The 13,864-nt window shown below is 67.3% G+C and carries 12 protein-coding genes; 2 read left to right on the top strand and 10 right to left on the bottom strand.

Annotated elements, in window-relative coordinates:
• The first annotated feature begins 12 nt into the window (after positions 1-12).
• A complete protein-coding gene (locus F7P65_RS09395; protein WP_150291560.1) occupies positions 13-666 on the top strand; it encodes a hypothetical protein in 654 nt (217 codons plus the stop codon).
• A gap of 46 nt (positions 667-712) precedes the next feature.
• On the opposite strand, the gene F7P65_RS09390 is transcribed toward F7P65_RS09395, so the two are convergent.
• Genes F7P65_RS09390 through F7P65_RS09375 form a run of 4 tightly spaced genes read right to left on the bottom strand, consistent with a single transcriptional unit; the run spans position 713 to position 5,104 of the window.
• Complete coding sequence (locus tag F7P65_RS09390) at positions 713-1,141, bottom strand: GlcG/HbpS family heme-binding protein (protein WP_150291478.1); 429 nt, start codon at positions 1,139-1,141, stop codon at positions 713-715.
• Positions 1,138-2,448, bottom strand: coding sequence for a glycolate oxidase subunit GlcF (gene glcF, locus F7P65_RS09385; RefSeq protein ID WP_150291477.1), 1,311 nt, complete (start codon positions 2,446-2,448; stop codon positions 1,138-1,140). Before glcF ends, F7P65_RS09390 begins: the two co-directional genes overlap by 4 nt.
• A 2-nt stretch (positions 2,449-2,450) precedes the next feature.
• Positions 2,451-3,599 (bottom strand): FAD-binding protein, encoded by a 1,149-nt coding sequence (locus tag F7P65_RS09380; RefSeq protein WP_150291476.1) that lies wholly within the window; start codon positions 3,597-3,599, stop codon positions 2,451-2,453.
• 11 nt (positions 3,600-3,610) lie between these two features.
• Positions 3,611-5,104, bottom strand: a complete 1,494-nt coding sequence (locus F7P65_RS09375) for an FAD-linked oxidase C-terminal domain-containing protein (protein ID WP_150291475.1) — start codon at positions 5,102-5,104, stop codon at positions 3,611-3,613.
• A 158-nt stretch (positions 5,105-5,262) separates the two neighbouring features.
• Between F7P65_RS09375 and F7P65_RS09370 the strand changes: the two genes are divergently transcribed.
• Positions 5,263-6,582: a spinster family MFS transporter gene (locus F7P65_RS09370; RefSeq protein ID WP_150291474.1), complete on the top strand. Its 1,320-nt coding sequence runs from the start codon at positions 5,263-5,265 to the stop codon at positions 6,580-6,582.
• 121 nt (positions 6,583-6,703) lie between these two features.
• Here F7P65_RS09370 and F7P65_RS09365 read toward each other — a convergent pair whose 3' ends face one another.
• The 6 genes from F7P65_RS09365 to F7P65_RS09340 are packed head-to-tail and all read right to left on the bottom strand — an operon-like array spanning position 6,704 to position 13,745.
• Entirely contained in the window at positions 6,704-7,168 is a 465-nt protein-coding gene (locus tag F7P65_RS09365) for a MaoC/PaaZ C-terminal domain-containing protein (protein ID WP_150291473.1), read from the bottom strand.
• Positions 7,165-7,683, bottom strand: coding sequence for an FAS1-like dehydratase domain-containing protein (locus F7P65_RS09360; protein ID WP_162854579.1), 519 nt, complete (start codon positions 7,681-7,683; stop codon positions 7,165-7,167). Before F7P65_RS09360 ends, F7P65_RS09365 begins: the two co-directional genes overlap by 4 nt.
• A gap of 1 nt (position 7,684) precedes the next feature.
• Positions 7,685-8,872 carry an acyl-CoA dehydrogenase family protein gene (locus F7P65_RS09355; RefSeq protein WP_150291471.1) on the bottom strand — a complete coding sequence of 396 codons (1,188 nt, stop codon included), beginning with the start codon at positions 8,870-8,872 and terminating at the stop codon, positions 7,685-7,687.
• A gap of 13 nt (positions 8,873-8,885) precedes the next feature.
• Positions 8,886-12,386 (bottom strand): indolepyruvate ferredoxin oxidoreductase family protein, encoded by a 3,501-nt coding sequence (locus F7P65_RS09350; protein WP_150291470.1) that lies wholly within the window; start codon positions 12,384-12,386, stop codon positions 8,886-8,888.
• Between the two features lies 1 nt (position 12,387).
• Positions 12,388-12,792, bottom strand: a complete 405-nt coding sequence (locus F7P65_RS09345) for a VOC family protein (RefSeq protein ID WP_150291469.1) — start codon at positions 12,790-12,792, stop codon at positions 12,388-12,390.
• Positions 12,789-13,745 carry a VOC family protein gene (locus F7P65_RS09340; protein ID WP_150291468.1) on the bottom strand — a complete coding sequence of 319 codons (957 nt, stop codon included), beginning with the start codon at positions 13,743-13,745 and terminating at the stop codon, positions 12,789-12,791. Before F7P65_RS09340 ends, F7P65_RS09345 begins: the two co-directional genes overlap by 4 nt.
• Between the last annotated feature and the right edge of the window lie 119 nt (positions 13,746-13,864).

Raw genomic sequence — 13,864 nt, 5'->3', positions numbered from 1 at the left:
CCGATCGTGACCATGCTTCTGACGGCTGCCGGACTGGCGCTGGCCGCACCGGCGATGGCGGCGGATATGGCCGGGGCGGGGCACGGGGATTCCGGCACGACGACCCGGTCGGAGGATGCCACGCGCGTCGCCGACTGGATCGCCGGGTCGGGGGACAATCACGCCTTGCCCTATATCATCATCGACAAGAAGGGGGCCGCCCTCTTCCTGTTCGATGCCCAGGGCAAGGCGTTGGGCCAAGCGCCGGTGCTGATCGGCAAGGCGCTGGGCGATGAGGCCACGCCCGGCATCGGCACGAAGAATCTGGCGGAGATCGGCCCGGCGGAAAAGACCACGCCCGCCGGCCGCTACCTTGCGAAATTCGGACTGGCGGCGGGAAAGCAGCGGGTGCTGTGGGTCGATTACGCCACCTCTGTGGCGTTGCATCCGATTCCCAAGGGCAATCCGAAGGAACGGCGCCGCGTGCGGATGCTGTCCCCCGAAATAGACGATAACCGGATCACCTTTGGCTGCATCAACGTGCCCAGGGCGATGTATGGCAAGAGCATCGGCCCGCTGTTCCGCGGGAAGGGCGGCTATGTCTATATACTGCCCGACAGCAAGCCGCTGGAGGATGTGTTCCCGCGCCTGCGGGTGCAGGCGGCGATGACCGGCGGCGCGTCCTGACGCCCCATGTCCCCCCCACCGCGCGGCGGAAGGGGGACAGGTCCGATCACGGTTGCGCGGTCAATCCAGCAGCCGCGATTCCGGCCAGCGCGCAGATTTCGTCATTGTCGCTAGTATCGCCCGTGACGCCGACCGCGCCGATGGGCGTCCCGTTCGCGCCAACCACGATCACGCCGCCGGCGGCCGGCACCATGCCCTGCGGCGCCATGGCCGACACCGATGCGATGAATGTGGGGCGCTCGACCGCCATGGTGCCGATCGTCCGGCTGGATACGCCCAGCGCCAGCGCGCCGCCCGCCTTGCCGCAGGCGATCTGCGGACGCAGGGTCGATGCCCCGTCCTGCCGCTGGAAGGCGATCAGATGGCCGCCCGCGTCCAGGACGGCGACGCTGAGCGGCTTCAGGCCGAGTTCCCGTCCCTTGGCAAAGGCGGTGGCGATGATGCTGTTGGCGTGATCGAGGCTGATATGGCTCATGCTGAAATTTCCTGTTTCAAAGGGTTAAGTGCCTGGGGCGCCGGGCCGCCCGTCGCCCAGTCCAGAAGTTCGACGGTATGCACGACCGGCACGCCGATCCGCGCGCCGATCTGCATGGCGCAGCCGATATTGCCGGTCGCGACGACATCGGCCGCCAGCTTGTCCAGCGCCTGCGCCTTGCGGTCGCCGAGCTGGTTCGCGATGTCCGGTTGCAGCATGTTGTACGTGCCCGCCGACCCGCAGCACAGATGCGCTTCCCGTGGCGTCTGGACCGCATAACCGGCGTCCGTCAGCAGGCGTTTGGGCGCGTCCGTGACCTTCTGCCCATGTTGCAGCGAGCAGGCGGCATGATAGGCGACCTTCACGCCCCGGTCCTGCGCGGGCGGCAGGTCGATGCCGGCCAGGAATTCGGAAATATCCTGTGCCAGGGCGGAGACCCGCGCGGCTTTTTCCGCATAGACGGGATCGTCGCGCAGCAGGAAGCCATAATCCTTGATCGTCGTGCCGCAGCCCGATGCCGTCACCAGAATCGCGGCCAGGCCGCCCTGGTCGATTTCCTTCGTCCACGCGTCGACATTGCGGCGGGCCTGGCTTTGGGCTGCATCGGTCTGGCCCATATGGTGGACCAGCGCGCCGCAACATCCCTCACCCTTGGCGAAGACGACATCATAGCCCGCCCGGTGGAGCAGCCGGACCGCCGCGCTGCGGAATTCGGGGCGCAGCACGCTCTCGACGCAACCGCCCAACAGGCCGACGCGCCCCTTGACCGCGTCGGCGGGCACCGATGGCAGGGACGGGGAGGGCGGGATGCGGCGCGGCGCCATGGCGAGCATGGCGGCCAGCGGCTTCAGCGCCTGCCACTTGCCCAGTATCGGCGCGGCGGGGCGGGCCAGCGCGCCCAGCCGCAGCGCGACCCGGAACCGCCCCGGATAGGGCAGGATGCGGGCGATCAGGCCCCGGAACAGCCGGTCGGCCAGGGGGCGGCGGTATCGCTCCGCGATATAGGACCGGGCATGGTCGACCAGATGCATATAGTTCACGCCCGAAGGGCAGGTGGTCATGCAGGACAGGCAGGACAGGCAGCGGTCGATATGCTTGACGACCTCGGCCGTGGGGGCGCGCTCCTGCTCCAGCATGTCCTTCATCAGGTAGATGCGGCCCCTGGGGGAATCCAGCTCATCGCCCAGCAGGACATAGGTGGGGCAGGTCGCGGTGCAGAAACCGCAATGCACGCATTTGCGGATGATCCCCTCCGACGAGGCCATGGCCGGATCGGCCAGCAGTTCGGGGGTAAAGCGGGTCTGCATCGTTAAAATCGTCCTGTTTCGAACAGCCCCAGCGGGTCGAAAGCGCGGCGCACCCGCTCTTCCAGGGCGGCCAGGGCGGCAGGCTGCGGGTGGAAGGCGGGAATGTGCGCGCGCATCTCCGCCGGCGCGCGCACCAGCATGGCATGTCCGCCCGCGCGTGCGGCGGCATCGCGCACCAGCACCGGATCGCCGGCAAAGCCGATCCAGAGCAGCCCGCCTGCCCAGTCGGCCAGCCATGCCGCGCCATGCGGCTCCAGTGCGGCGACGACGCCGGGCGCGCCGCTGGGCGGGATGTTGATCCGCCATAAAGGCCGGTCGGCCGGCAGCGGGTCCAGGGTGCGAAGCGCGCGCCAGATGCTCTCCGCCAGCGGCATGTCGACCGGCTCGACCGGCGCGATGGCGGCAAGGACGGTCCGCAGCATCTCGCCGCGCGCCTTCACGGACGGCGCGAAACCTTCGATGCGGAACAGCGTCAGCGCCGGACCGTCGCGCAGGGACGCGGGGATATGCGCGGCCGCCGCGATTTCCGCCTGGGAACCCATGGCGATGGCCATTGCCCTGACGGCCTGCTCCGTCGTCAGCCCCGCAATGGCGGACGTCACCGCCATCGGCGGGCGCGGCAGCACCTTGAGCGTCAGTTCGCTCAGCGCGAACAGCCGCCCCCAACTGCCCGTCGCCAGCTTGGGCAGGTCGTACCCCGTCACATTCTTGACCACCTTCGCCCCGGCGACAAAGGCCTGTCCCCGGCCCGATACGGCGTGGATGCCCAACAGATGGTCGCGCGCGCCGCCCGCCGACAGCCGGCGCGAACCCGCCGCACCGGCGGCGATCACGCCGCCGATGGTCGCCGAACCCGCCGCCCGGCCGAACAGCGGGCCGTGGTCGAACGGTTCGAACGCCAGCATCTGCCCTTGCGACGCGACCAGCGCCTCGACCTCCGCCAGCGGGGTCCCGGGACGGACCGTCAGCACCAGTTCGGCCGGATCATAGTCCACTATGCCGGCAAGACCGGCCAGCGACAGGGTCTCCGCCTCCACCGGGCGGCCCATATCCGCCTTGCTGCCTCCGCCCGTTATGGCCAGCCGCGCGCCGCGCTGCGCCGCATCGAGGATCGCCTCGGTCAGTTCCGCTTCATCGGTCGGCCGGATCATGGTCGCCAATCTCAGAAACGGGGAAGTTCGGGGTGGGGCAACTGGCCGCGATGCACATGCATCCGGCCCAGTTCGGCGCAACGGTGGAGCTGCGGAAACACCTTGCCCGGGTTCAACAGCAATTCCGGGTCGAAGGCGCATTTCAGCCGCTGCTGATGGGCAAGGTCGGTTTCAGAGAACATTTCCGGCATCAGGTCCCGTTTTTCGACGCCCACGCCATGTTCCCCGGTCAGGACGCCGCCCACCTCCACGCACAGGCGCAATATGTCGTTGCCGAATTCCTCGGCCCGTTCCAGTTCGCCCGGGACGTTCGCGTCGTAGAGGATCAGCGGGTGGAGATTGCCGTCCCCGGCATGAAAGACATTGGCGACCCCCAGGCCGTAACGGTCGGACAATTGCTCCATGCGCTTCAGCACCTCGGGCAGGCGGCGGCGCGGGATCGTGCCGTCCATGCAATAATAATCCGGGGCCAGCCGCCCGACCGCCGGAAAGGCGGCCTTGCGCCCGGCCCAGAAGGCCACGCGCTCCGCCTCGTCCCGGGAACAGCGGATCGACAGGGCGCCATTGGCGGCGGCGATCCGCTCGACCTCTTCGGTCAGATGGTCGCATTCGGCCATTGCCCCGTCCAGCTCCACGATCAGCAGCGCCTCGACGTCGAGCGGATAGCCCACCCGCACATAGGCTTCGGCGGCGTGGATCGCCTTGCGGTCCATCATCTCCATGCCGGCGGGAATGATGCCCGCGGCAATGACGTCCGCCACGCACTGGCCGGCGCCCTCGACGGTCGGAAAGCCGATCAGCAGGGCGCGGGCGGCCTGCGGGCGGGGCAGGATGCGGACCGTGACTTCGGTCACGACGCCCAGCAGGCCTTCGGACCCGACGATCGTGCCCAGCAGGTCGAGGCCCGCCGGATCGAGATGCCGCCCGCCGATGCGCAACACCTCCCCGTCCATCAGCACGATTTCGCAGCCGATGACATTGTTGGTGGTCAGGCCATATTTGAGACAGTGCACGCCGCCCGAATTTTCCGCGACATTGCCGCCGATGGAACAGGCGATCTGGCTGGACGGGTCGGGCGCGTAATAGAAGCCGCGCTCCTCCACCGCCTGGCTGATGGCGAGGTTGGTGACGCCCGGCTGCACGACGACCAGCCGGTCGTCATAGTCGATGTCGATGATCCGGTTGAGCCGCGACAGGCCCAGCAGCACGCCGTCCTCCAGCGGCAGCGCGCCGCCCGACAGGGACGTGCCGGACCCGCGCGGCACGACCTTCACCTTATTGGCATGGCACCAGGCCAGAATGGCCGACACTTGCTGCGCGGTTTCCGGCAGCACGACCAGCAGGGGCGGTTGGCGATAGGCGGTCAGCCCGTCCGATTCATAGGGGCGCAGCGCATCCGCATCGTCGATGACGCTTTCGCCGGGCACGATCGCCCTCAGCGCGGCAATGATGTCGGCGCGTTTTGCCAGCGTGGCTCCATCGGGTTCGGGCATTCGCAATGACACGCCGGCTCTCCTCTCCCCCATCCTGTAAACCTTAAGCGAACCATGCGGTAGACCATAGAAAAGAGATAGATAATTTCCCCGGAGGAAATAATGTCCCGCCGGGCCGGAAAAAGCGCCGGCCCTCATTTTTTACTTTTCGGTACCAGGAGAGGGGCCGGATGAACCAAGAGAAAATATCGGAGAGGCTGACGCCAGGCCATTATTTCACCCTGGCCCTGTTCGTCTCGCTCTACATGCTGAACGCGGGGGACCGGATGATCCTGTCGGTTCTGCTTCAGCCGGTGAAGATGGAATTCGCGCTCAGCGATACGCAGTTGGGCCTGTTGACGGGCCTTGCCTTCGCGATCTGCAACTGCATCGCCGCCGTGCCGCTGGGCGTCGCCGCCGACCGGGTCAATCGCAGCATCCTCATCGCCGTCTGCCTGGGTTTCTGGAGCGCGATGACGCTGGTGCAAAGCTATGCCACCAGTTTCGTGCAGCTCGTCATTGCCCGCATGGGCGTGGGGATCGGGGAAGCGGGCGCCCCGCCCGCCGCCATGTCGCTGATCTCCGACCGGTTTCCCGCCAGCCGCCGGGCCACGGCCTTGTCGATCGCCTTTCTGGGCGCGCCGCTGGGTTCGATGTGCGCGCTGGCCGCCGGGGGATGGATCGCGCAGCATTATGGATGGCGCGTCGCGTTGCAGGCCTGCGCGGTCCCCGGCTTCTTCGTCAGCCTGCTGCTGCTGCTGTTCCTGAAGGACCCGGCCCGGCGGAAATCCCCTTCCGCCGCCGCGCCGGGCGAAAACTCCAGCCTGTCGGAAACCGTGCGGCTGCTTTGGTCGCAGCCTGCTCTCCGCCATATATTGTTCGGCCTCATCCTGGCCGGCTTCGCCCTGTCGGGCGAAGCGACCTGGTCCGCGTCCTTCTTCATCCGCACGCATCATCTGACCCTTGCGCAGGTCGGCTCGTCCCTGGCGTTGATCGGCGTCGTTGCGGGGGTCGGCGGCACGATGGTCGGCGGGGCCCTGACCGACCGGCTGAGCCGCCGCGATCCGCGCTGGGCGACGGGCACCATTGCCTTGGCCAGCTTCTGCGCCGCGCCGCTGATCGTCTGTTATCTGCTGGCGACCGATCTGGTGACGGCCTTCTGCTTTTTCGCCCTTTATAATTTCTGCGCCAATATGTGGCTCGGCCCCAGCTACAGCGCGGCGCACAGCCTGGTCCCGGCGCATATGCGCGGCAAGATGACCGCGATTCTCTATGCGGTGGCGGGGCTGTTCGGCTATGGACTGGGCAGTCAGGGCATAGGGCTGCTGAGCGACCTGCTGGCGCCCCATATGGCCAATCCGCTGCGCTACAGCCTGCTCATGCTGGGTCTGGTCTGGCTTGGGTCGGCGATCAATTTCGCGCTGGCGGCGCGCACGCTGGTCAGGGAGCGGGAGCAGCTTCACCAACGGTTCGGCAGCATCGGTCCGGCTCCCATCGCCTCTGTTCACTAGAGCGGCGATCTGATTGAATCGGATCGCCGCTCTAAGCCATTTGTTTGCCGCGATTTCTTACCCGGCGATCATTTCCTATCGCTGGGGAATCGCTCTGGGAGACGGCGCGGGACCTGCCGTTTCAGGCAGGCGTTCCGGAAAGCGGCGGAGGGGTCCAGGCCGCGTCGTCCAGGGACCAGGGAGAGGTTGCGCCGGGCAGGGCAGCGAGGAAGCGCGCGCTGCTGTACAGGGTCGCGCCCGCATGGATCGCGAGATCGGCCTCGATCCAGAGTACGCCGCCGCTGTCCCCGACCCGTCGCGCTTCGCCGGAAAAGACGATGTCCGTCCCCGGCGTGATCGGCACGATCATCCGCAGCCGCCACCGGGCGATCCGCGCCTGCGGTCCCGCCCAGTCCGTCAGATAGCCGCAGAACCAGCCGGTCTGCGCGGGGGTGTTGAGGATGATGCCCGGCAAGCCTGCGGTGAGCGCATGGCCGTGGTCGTGATGTTGCGGCTGCCAGTCGCGGCTCGCCATCGCGCCCAGCACGACATGGCGCGCCGTGACATGGACCTGCCGTTCGGGCAGTCGTTCCGCCGTGACGGTCATGCCGCGCCTCCATAGCCGTAGAAGCCCAGCGTCTCGATCCCCAGCAGCGCGTCGTCGGCCTGCCGCCGATAGAGGACGCTGATCGTCCAGTAGCGCCCCGTCCCAAGCTTGTTGGCGGTCATCGGGCCGATAGTGTCGAGCCGCTGCTCGGCATAGACGTGGTCGCCCGGCCGGACCGGCGCGTGCAGTTCCGTCTCCGCGCGCGTGACCACGGCCTTGGGCAGGCCCAGCGCCTCCTTCACCCGGAAATGCAGTTCGAGCGCGCGGCTGGGCGGCGCGCCGCCCGCCATCCACGGATCGGGCCGGTTCCAGGCGGACAGCAGGGCAGGGGGGGCCATAGGTCCCCCGGCAAGCGCGGCCGCCTCCGCCGTGTCGCGGTAAAGCGGATTGCCATCCTCCACCGCCGCCGCGAACAGCGCGATGCTGCCCGGCTCCACGGTCACGCCATCGCGTTCGACCACCATCACGCGGCCGATCCAGGCGGCGGCTTCGGGCGGAACGTCCCCGGCAGTCATGTCAGTTGAGCGGCAGGCCAAGGCCGCGCCGGGCGATGATGTTCTTCTGCACTTCCGACGTGCCGCCGCCGATCGTGTCGAGCGGGGTGGTCTGGTAAAAATGCTCCCACACGCCATTGTCCACCGCGCCCTGCGCGCCGTGACGCAACAGCCCCGTGGGGCCGAGCGCGTCGAGCACGAAGTCCGTCAGTTGCTGGCCGAGCCGGGTCGAAAACACCTTGTACATCGCCGCTTCGACGGCGGGTACGCGCCCCTTGCTCGCTTCATTGACGACGCGGCGTTGCAGCATCTTGGCGGTTTCGAGGTCCGTGGCGAGCCGCGCGACGTCGCGGCGGATGACAGGGTCTTCGGACAGCGGCCGTCCTTCCCGGTTCGTCGTCCGCAGCGCCTCCACCGCGCGCTCGAACTTCCGCAGCAGCGGGTTGACGGTGTAGAAGGTGAAGCGTTCGAAATCGAGCGCCTCGCACACATAGGTCCAGCCCTTATTCTCCTCGCCCACCAATCGGTCGGCGGGCACGCGGACATTGTCGAAGAACACTTCGTTGGTGCGATGGTCGCCCATCGTCTTGGTTTCCCGCACGGTAAGGCCGGGATGGTCCATCGGGATCAGGAAGACGCTGATCCCCTTATGCTTGGGCGCGTCGGGATCGGTGCGCGCGGCGACCCAATACCAGTCGGCGAAATGGGCGGAGGTGGTCCAGACCTTCTGCCCGTTCAGCACCCATTCGTCGCCGTCCCGCACCGCCTTCAGGCGCAGCGAGGCAAGGTCGGACCCGGAGGAGGGTTCCGAATAGCCCAGCGCGAATTCGATGTCGGCGGCCAGGATCTTCGGCAGGAATTCCGCCTTCATCGCTTCCGATCCATGGCGGATGATGGTCTTGCCGATGCAGCCCACGCCCTTGCCGATCAGCGGCATGCCGCGCAGCGCCAGTTCCTCGTTCAGCAGATATTCGTATATGCCCTCAATCTCCTGCCCGCCAAACTCTTTGGGCCAGGACATGCCGATATAGCCCTGCTCGGCCATGCGCCGGTTGAAGGCGCGGCGTTCGGGGCTGTTGGCCAACTGGGAATGGGCGTCGCGGTCGGGTGCCATCACCTCGGCGGCGTCGGGCCGCTCGGCCTGCGCGTCCAGGAATGCCCGGACTTCCTCGACGAATTTCCGTTCTTGCGGCTTCAGGTTGAAATCCATTTTTACGTCCTTCTCAAGCCGGTTCGGGCGTGCGTTCGGTGGCGGCGATGGGCGCTTCATAGGCGGCCATCGCTTCGGCCACGTCCGCCCGCACCTGCGCCAGCTTCGTTTCCTTGACGAGATCATAGCCCTTCACGCGGGCATAGCTTCCCGCGATCCGCGCCGCTTCTTCGACCCTCTCGGGCGACAGTCCGGCCAGCAGCCGATCGACCAGTGCCTCATATTCGCCCGGCAGCGCCCGTTCCATGCGGCGATGATGCATGTAGCCGAACGGATCGAAGGGCGTGCCGCGCAGCCCCTTCATCCGGCCCAGCAGCGCGAAGCCGTGGCGCATCCACGCGCCGAAGCGCATCTTGCGCGGGCGTCCGTCCTTGTCGCGCTTGGCGAACAGCGGCGGGGCGAGGTTGAAGTGGATCCGGTAATCGCCCTCGAACGCCGCGCCCAACTGCTCATGGAAGCGGGGGCTGGAATAGAGCCGCCCGACTTCATATTCGTCCTTGTAATAGAGGGTGTTGGCGTAAGCATTGGCGACGGCGAGCGACAACGGCCCGGTCTTGCCCGCGACCCGGGCCTCCGCCAGGGCCACGCGATCGACCAGCGCGGCATAACGCTGCGCCAGCGCCTCGTCCTGAAAGTCGGTGAGCAGCCGCGCGCGCGTCTCCACCACGCTTTCCAGCCCCGCGACCGGCGTGGCGGCCTGCGCCTTGGATGACTGGTCGAGCCACTCCGCCACCCGTTCGGGATGGCAGGCCGCGATCCGCCCCATGGCGAAGGCGCGCAGGTTGAGCGGCACCGCCGCGCCATTCAGTTCGATGGCGCGCTCCAGACTTTCAAGGCGGATCGGGATCAGCCCAAGCTGCCACGCCATGCCGACCAGCAGCATGTTCGCGCCGATCGTATCGCCCAGCATCGCCATGGCGGCGGCGGTGGCGTCCAGCCCGTTCAGCCGCGCGGGATCGGCATGGCGGGCGATCACGTCCACCAGCTTGCCGTCGCTGAAGTCCAGATCCGGGTTGCTCGCGAAGCTGGAGGTCGGCGCGACGAACCGGTTATAGACCACCGCCGTGCGATCCGCCGCCATCTTCGAGATGCCCTCGGCCCCCGCCGCGACCACCAGATCGCAACCGATGACCAGATCGGCCGCTCGCTCCGGGATGCGCGGCGCGATGCCGCCGACTTCACCCTGGGTCAGGCGCACATGGCTCGTCACCGGGCCGTTGCGCTGGGCCAGGCCGGACATGTCGAGCACGGACACGCCGCGCCCCTCGATATGCGCGGCCATGCCCAGGATCGCGCCCACCGTGACCACGCCATTGCCGCCGATCCCGGCGACCATGATGCTGTAGGCGTGGCCGATATCGGGCAGCGCGGGCAGGGGCAGTCCCTCGGTGGAAAAGGCTTCCTCCACCGCCTGCGACCGTGCCTTGCGCGGCGTGCCGCCCTCGACCGTGACGAAGCTGGGGCACAGGCCCTTCACGCAGCTATAATCCTTGTTGCAGACGGACTGGTTGATCCGCCGCTTGCGGCCGAGCGCGGTTTCCACCGGCTCCAGCGCGACGCAGTTGGACTGGACGCCGCAATCGCCGCACCCTTCGCAAACGTCGGTGTTGATGAACAGCCGCTCGTTCGGATCGGCGACCTTGCCGCGCTTGCGCAGGCGGCGGCGCTCGGTCGCGCAGCTCTGGTCGTAGATGATGGCGGTGACGCCGGACACCTCGCGCATCTCGCGCTGCACGGCGTCGAGGTCGTCGCGATGGTGGAAACTGATCCCCGCCGGGAAGTCGCCGGACTTGTGGCGGGACAGTTCGTCGGTGACGAGCGCGACTCGCTTCACCCCTTCCGCCACCAGTTGCGCGGCGACATGCGGCGCGGTGATCGCGCCGTCGAAGCTTTCGCCCTCGATCGGCTGGCCGCCGGTCATCGCGATCGCGCCGTTCAGCAGGATCTTGTAGGTGATGTTGACGTCGGCGGCGACGCAGGCGCGCACCGCCAGCAGGCCCGAATGGAAATAGGTGCCGTCGCCCAGATTCTGGAAGATATGCTCGCGGTCGACAAAGGGCGCCTGTCCGATCCACGGCGCGCCTTCGCCGCCCATATGATAGAGCGTTACCGTCTTGCGCTCCGGCAGCCAGGTGGCCAGGCCGTGACAGCCGATGCCGCCCATCGCGATCGACCCTTCGGGCACGCGCGTGGAGGTGTTGTGCGGGCAGCCCGCGCAGAAGCTGGGCATCCGCACCAGCCCGCCCGCCGCCGCCGTCACGGCCGCCTGCGGCACGACCGCCTCGACGCCGGAAAGCATCCGCCGCGTCTCGCCGTCATAGTCGAATTTGAGCAGGCGGCGGCGGATCGCGCGCGTCACCGTGTCGGGGGCCAGTTCGCCGACCTGCGGCAACAGCGGCGCGCCGCTCTCGTCGGTCTTGCCGACCAGACGCGGTCGGCGGTCGGCGGGCAGGTTATAGAGGATGTGGGCCAGCTGCTCCTCGATGACGGGGCGCTTTTCCTCGACCAGCAGCAATTCCTCGCAGCCTTCGGCGAAGGCGCGCAGCCCCTTGGGCTCCAGCGGCCAGCTCATCGCCACCTTGTAGACCGCGATGCCCAGCTCCTCCAGCCGATCATGGATGCCAATCTGGCGCAGCGCCTCGATCACGTCGAGCGTCGCCTTGCCCGTGGTGACGATGCCCAGCCGGTTGCCCGATGCCTTGCCCGCGATCCGCCGGTCGATGCCGTTGGCGCGTGCGAAGGCCTGCGCTGCCACCAGCCGCTGTTCATATTGCCGGGTTTCCGCCGCGATCGGCCATGTGCCCAGCTGCATGTTGAGGCCGCTGGGCGGCATGACATAATCGTCCGGCGTGCGGATGACGACGCGCGCGGGATCGACCAGCACGCTGGCCGAGGATTCCACCGTGTCGGTCACGCATTTGAAGCCGATCCACGCGCCCGCATAGCGCGACAGCGCGAAGCCCATGATGCCGAGGTCCAGATAGTCCTGGACATGCGCCGGGTTGAACACGGGCATGCCGAAATGGATCAGCGCATGTTCGCTCTGATGCGCGACCGTGGAGGAGCGCGCCGCATGATCGTCGCCGCACAGCACCAGCACGCCGCCATTGGCGGCCGTGCCGCCATAGCTGCCATGTTTGAGCGGATCGCCCGAACGGTCGACGCCCGGCCCCTTGCCGTACCACATGGCGAAGACGCCGTCATAGCGGCTCTCGTCGATCAGGCCGACCTGCTGCGTGCCCCAGACGGCGGTGGCCGCCAGATCCTCGTTCACGCCGGGCTGGAAGACGATGTGATTCGCCTTCAGATGCTTTTGCGCCTGCCACAGCGCCAGATCGTAGATGCCCAGCGGCGATCCGCGATAGCCGGAAATGAAACCGGCGGTGTTGAGGCCCGCCGCCACGTCGCGCGCGCGCTGCATCAACGGCAGGCGGACGAGCGCCTGGCTGCCGCTGACATAGACGCTGCCTTCTTGCGCGGTATATTTGTCGTCAAGGCTGATATGCTGGGTCACGTCAGGCGCTCACCTGCTGAAGCTCGACGGTCGCACCCGCGCCGTCCTCGATCTGCGCGGCCCAGGTTCCGGGGCGGATTTCGCGCGGCGGATGCGGCACCGGATAGCCCCCGGCGCGCGCCGCCTCGACGATCGCCTCCAGATTGTTCACCTGCAAGGTGATGTAGCGCAATCCCGTCTCGCTGGCGAAGCCGCCGGTGCTGGCGGTCCGCTCAACCGGCGCGTCGGGCACGACGATCCGCAGGACCGCGTCGCCCACGGAGAGGCGGATGATCGTCATTCCCGGAAAGCTGATCTCTCCCATCAGCGGAAAGCCCAGCAGTTCGTGCCAGAAGGCAAGGGCTTTTGTCCTGTCATTGGCCACAAGGCCCACGTCGAGATGGGCGACGGCGAGTTCGGCGGTCATTGCGCGATGTCCTTCCTGTCGATGGCTTCCCCGGCATCCTGGATATTGTCGGCGGTGAGGCCATGATGGCCCCACAAGTCTCCCGGCCCACGATAGCGCGGCGTCCAGTCCGGTCCCACCCGGATCGCGTCGCAGCCGATCTCGACCTCGAACCCGAAGGGGCTGGCCATGTAGAAGGACAGCATATTGTCGTTCGTATGCCGTCCGAGCGAAGCGGTGATCTTGCACCCCGCCGCCATCGCGCGATCCAGCGCCATGCCCACCATGTCGACGCTGGGCACTTCCAGCATCATATGGTGCACCGCGTTGACCGGGGCCAGCTTCATGAGGCCAACGCTGTGGTGGCGCGGATTGACATGGTAGAAATTGACCGTCATTTCGTCTCCGACATGATAATAGTCGGTCAGCCGGAAGCCAAGCAGATCGGTGTAGAAGGCTTCGCACGCCTCGAAATCGGCGACGAACAGGTTGAGATGGCCAAGGCCCATGTCGCCGGTCAGGAACCGCATGCCCAGCGGCGAGACGAAACCGTCCTCGACCAGCGGACCGTAGAACAGCTCGATCGCATTGCCCGCCGGATCGCGGGTGAAGCCGATGCCGGTCACGGCGCGGGCCTCTGCGTCCGTCGCTGTGCCTCGCCGCGCCTCATGTCCCGCCGCTGCGAGTTCGGCCAGCGCCTGTTCCAGCTCGCGCGGTCCCTGCACCTCCAGCCCCATATAGAGAAGGCCCGCATTGTCCGCATGGGGATGGATGGCGATGCGCCACGACCAGTCGTCCACCCGGAAATAGAGCGATCCGTCCTCCGCCCGGCCCCGATCCCCGGCGGGCGGCAGATGGAGGGGCCGACCCGGAACGCGGCCGGGGGCGAGACCGATAATGTCGAGCGCGTAACCGCGCCACGCTGCCGGGTCAGGCGCGCCGAACCCCAGATAGCCCAAGCTGGTAATGTTCATGATTTTCTCTCCTGCGCCCGTTGACGCTTTATGAATTAAGTACTAGCGGTACTGAAAATCATGTCAACGGCTAATCCGGCTCTCTTCCGGTATATCGTTGGTATGGATCGTCATGCGTC

Origin of the sequence: Sphingobium estronivorans, assembly GCF_008692605.1 — a bacterium.
Classification (GTDB): Bacteria; Pseudomonadota; Alphaproteobacteria; order Sphingomonadales; family Sphingomonadaceae; genus Sphingobium; species Sphingobium estronivorans.
This window is presented reverse-complemented; position numbering and strand designations above follow the sequence as displayed.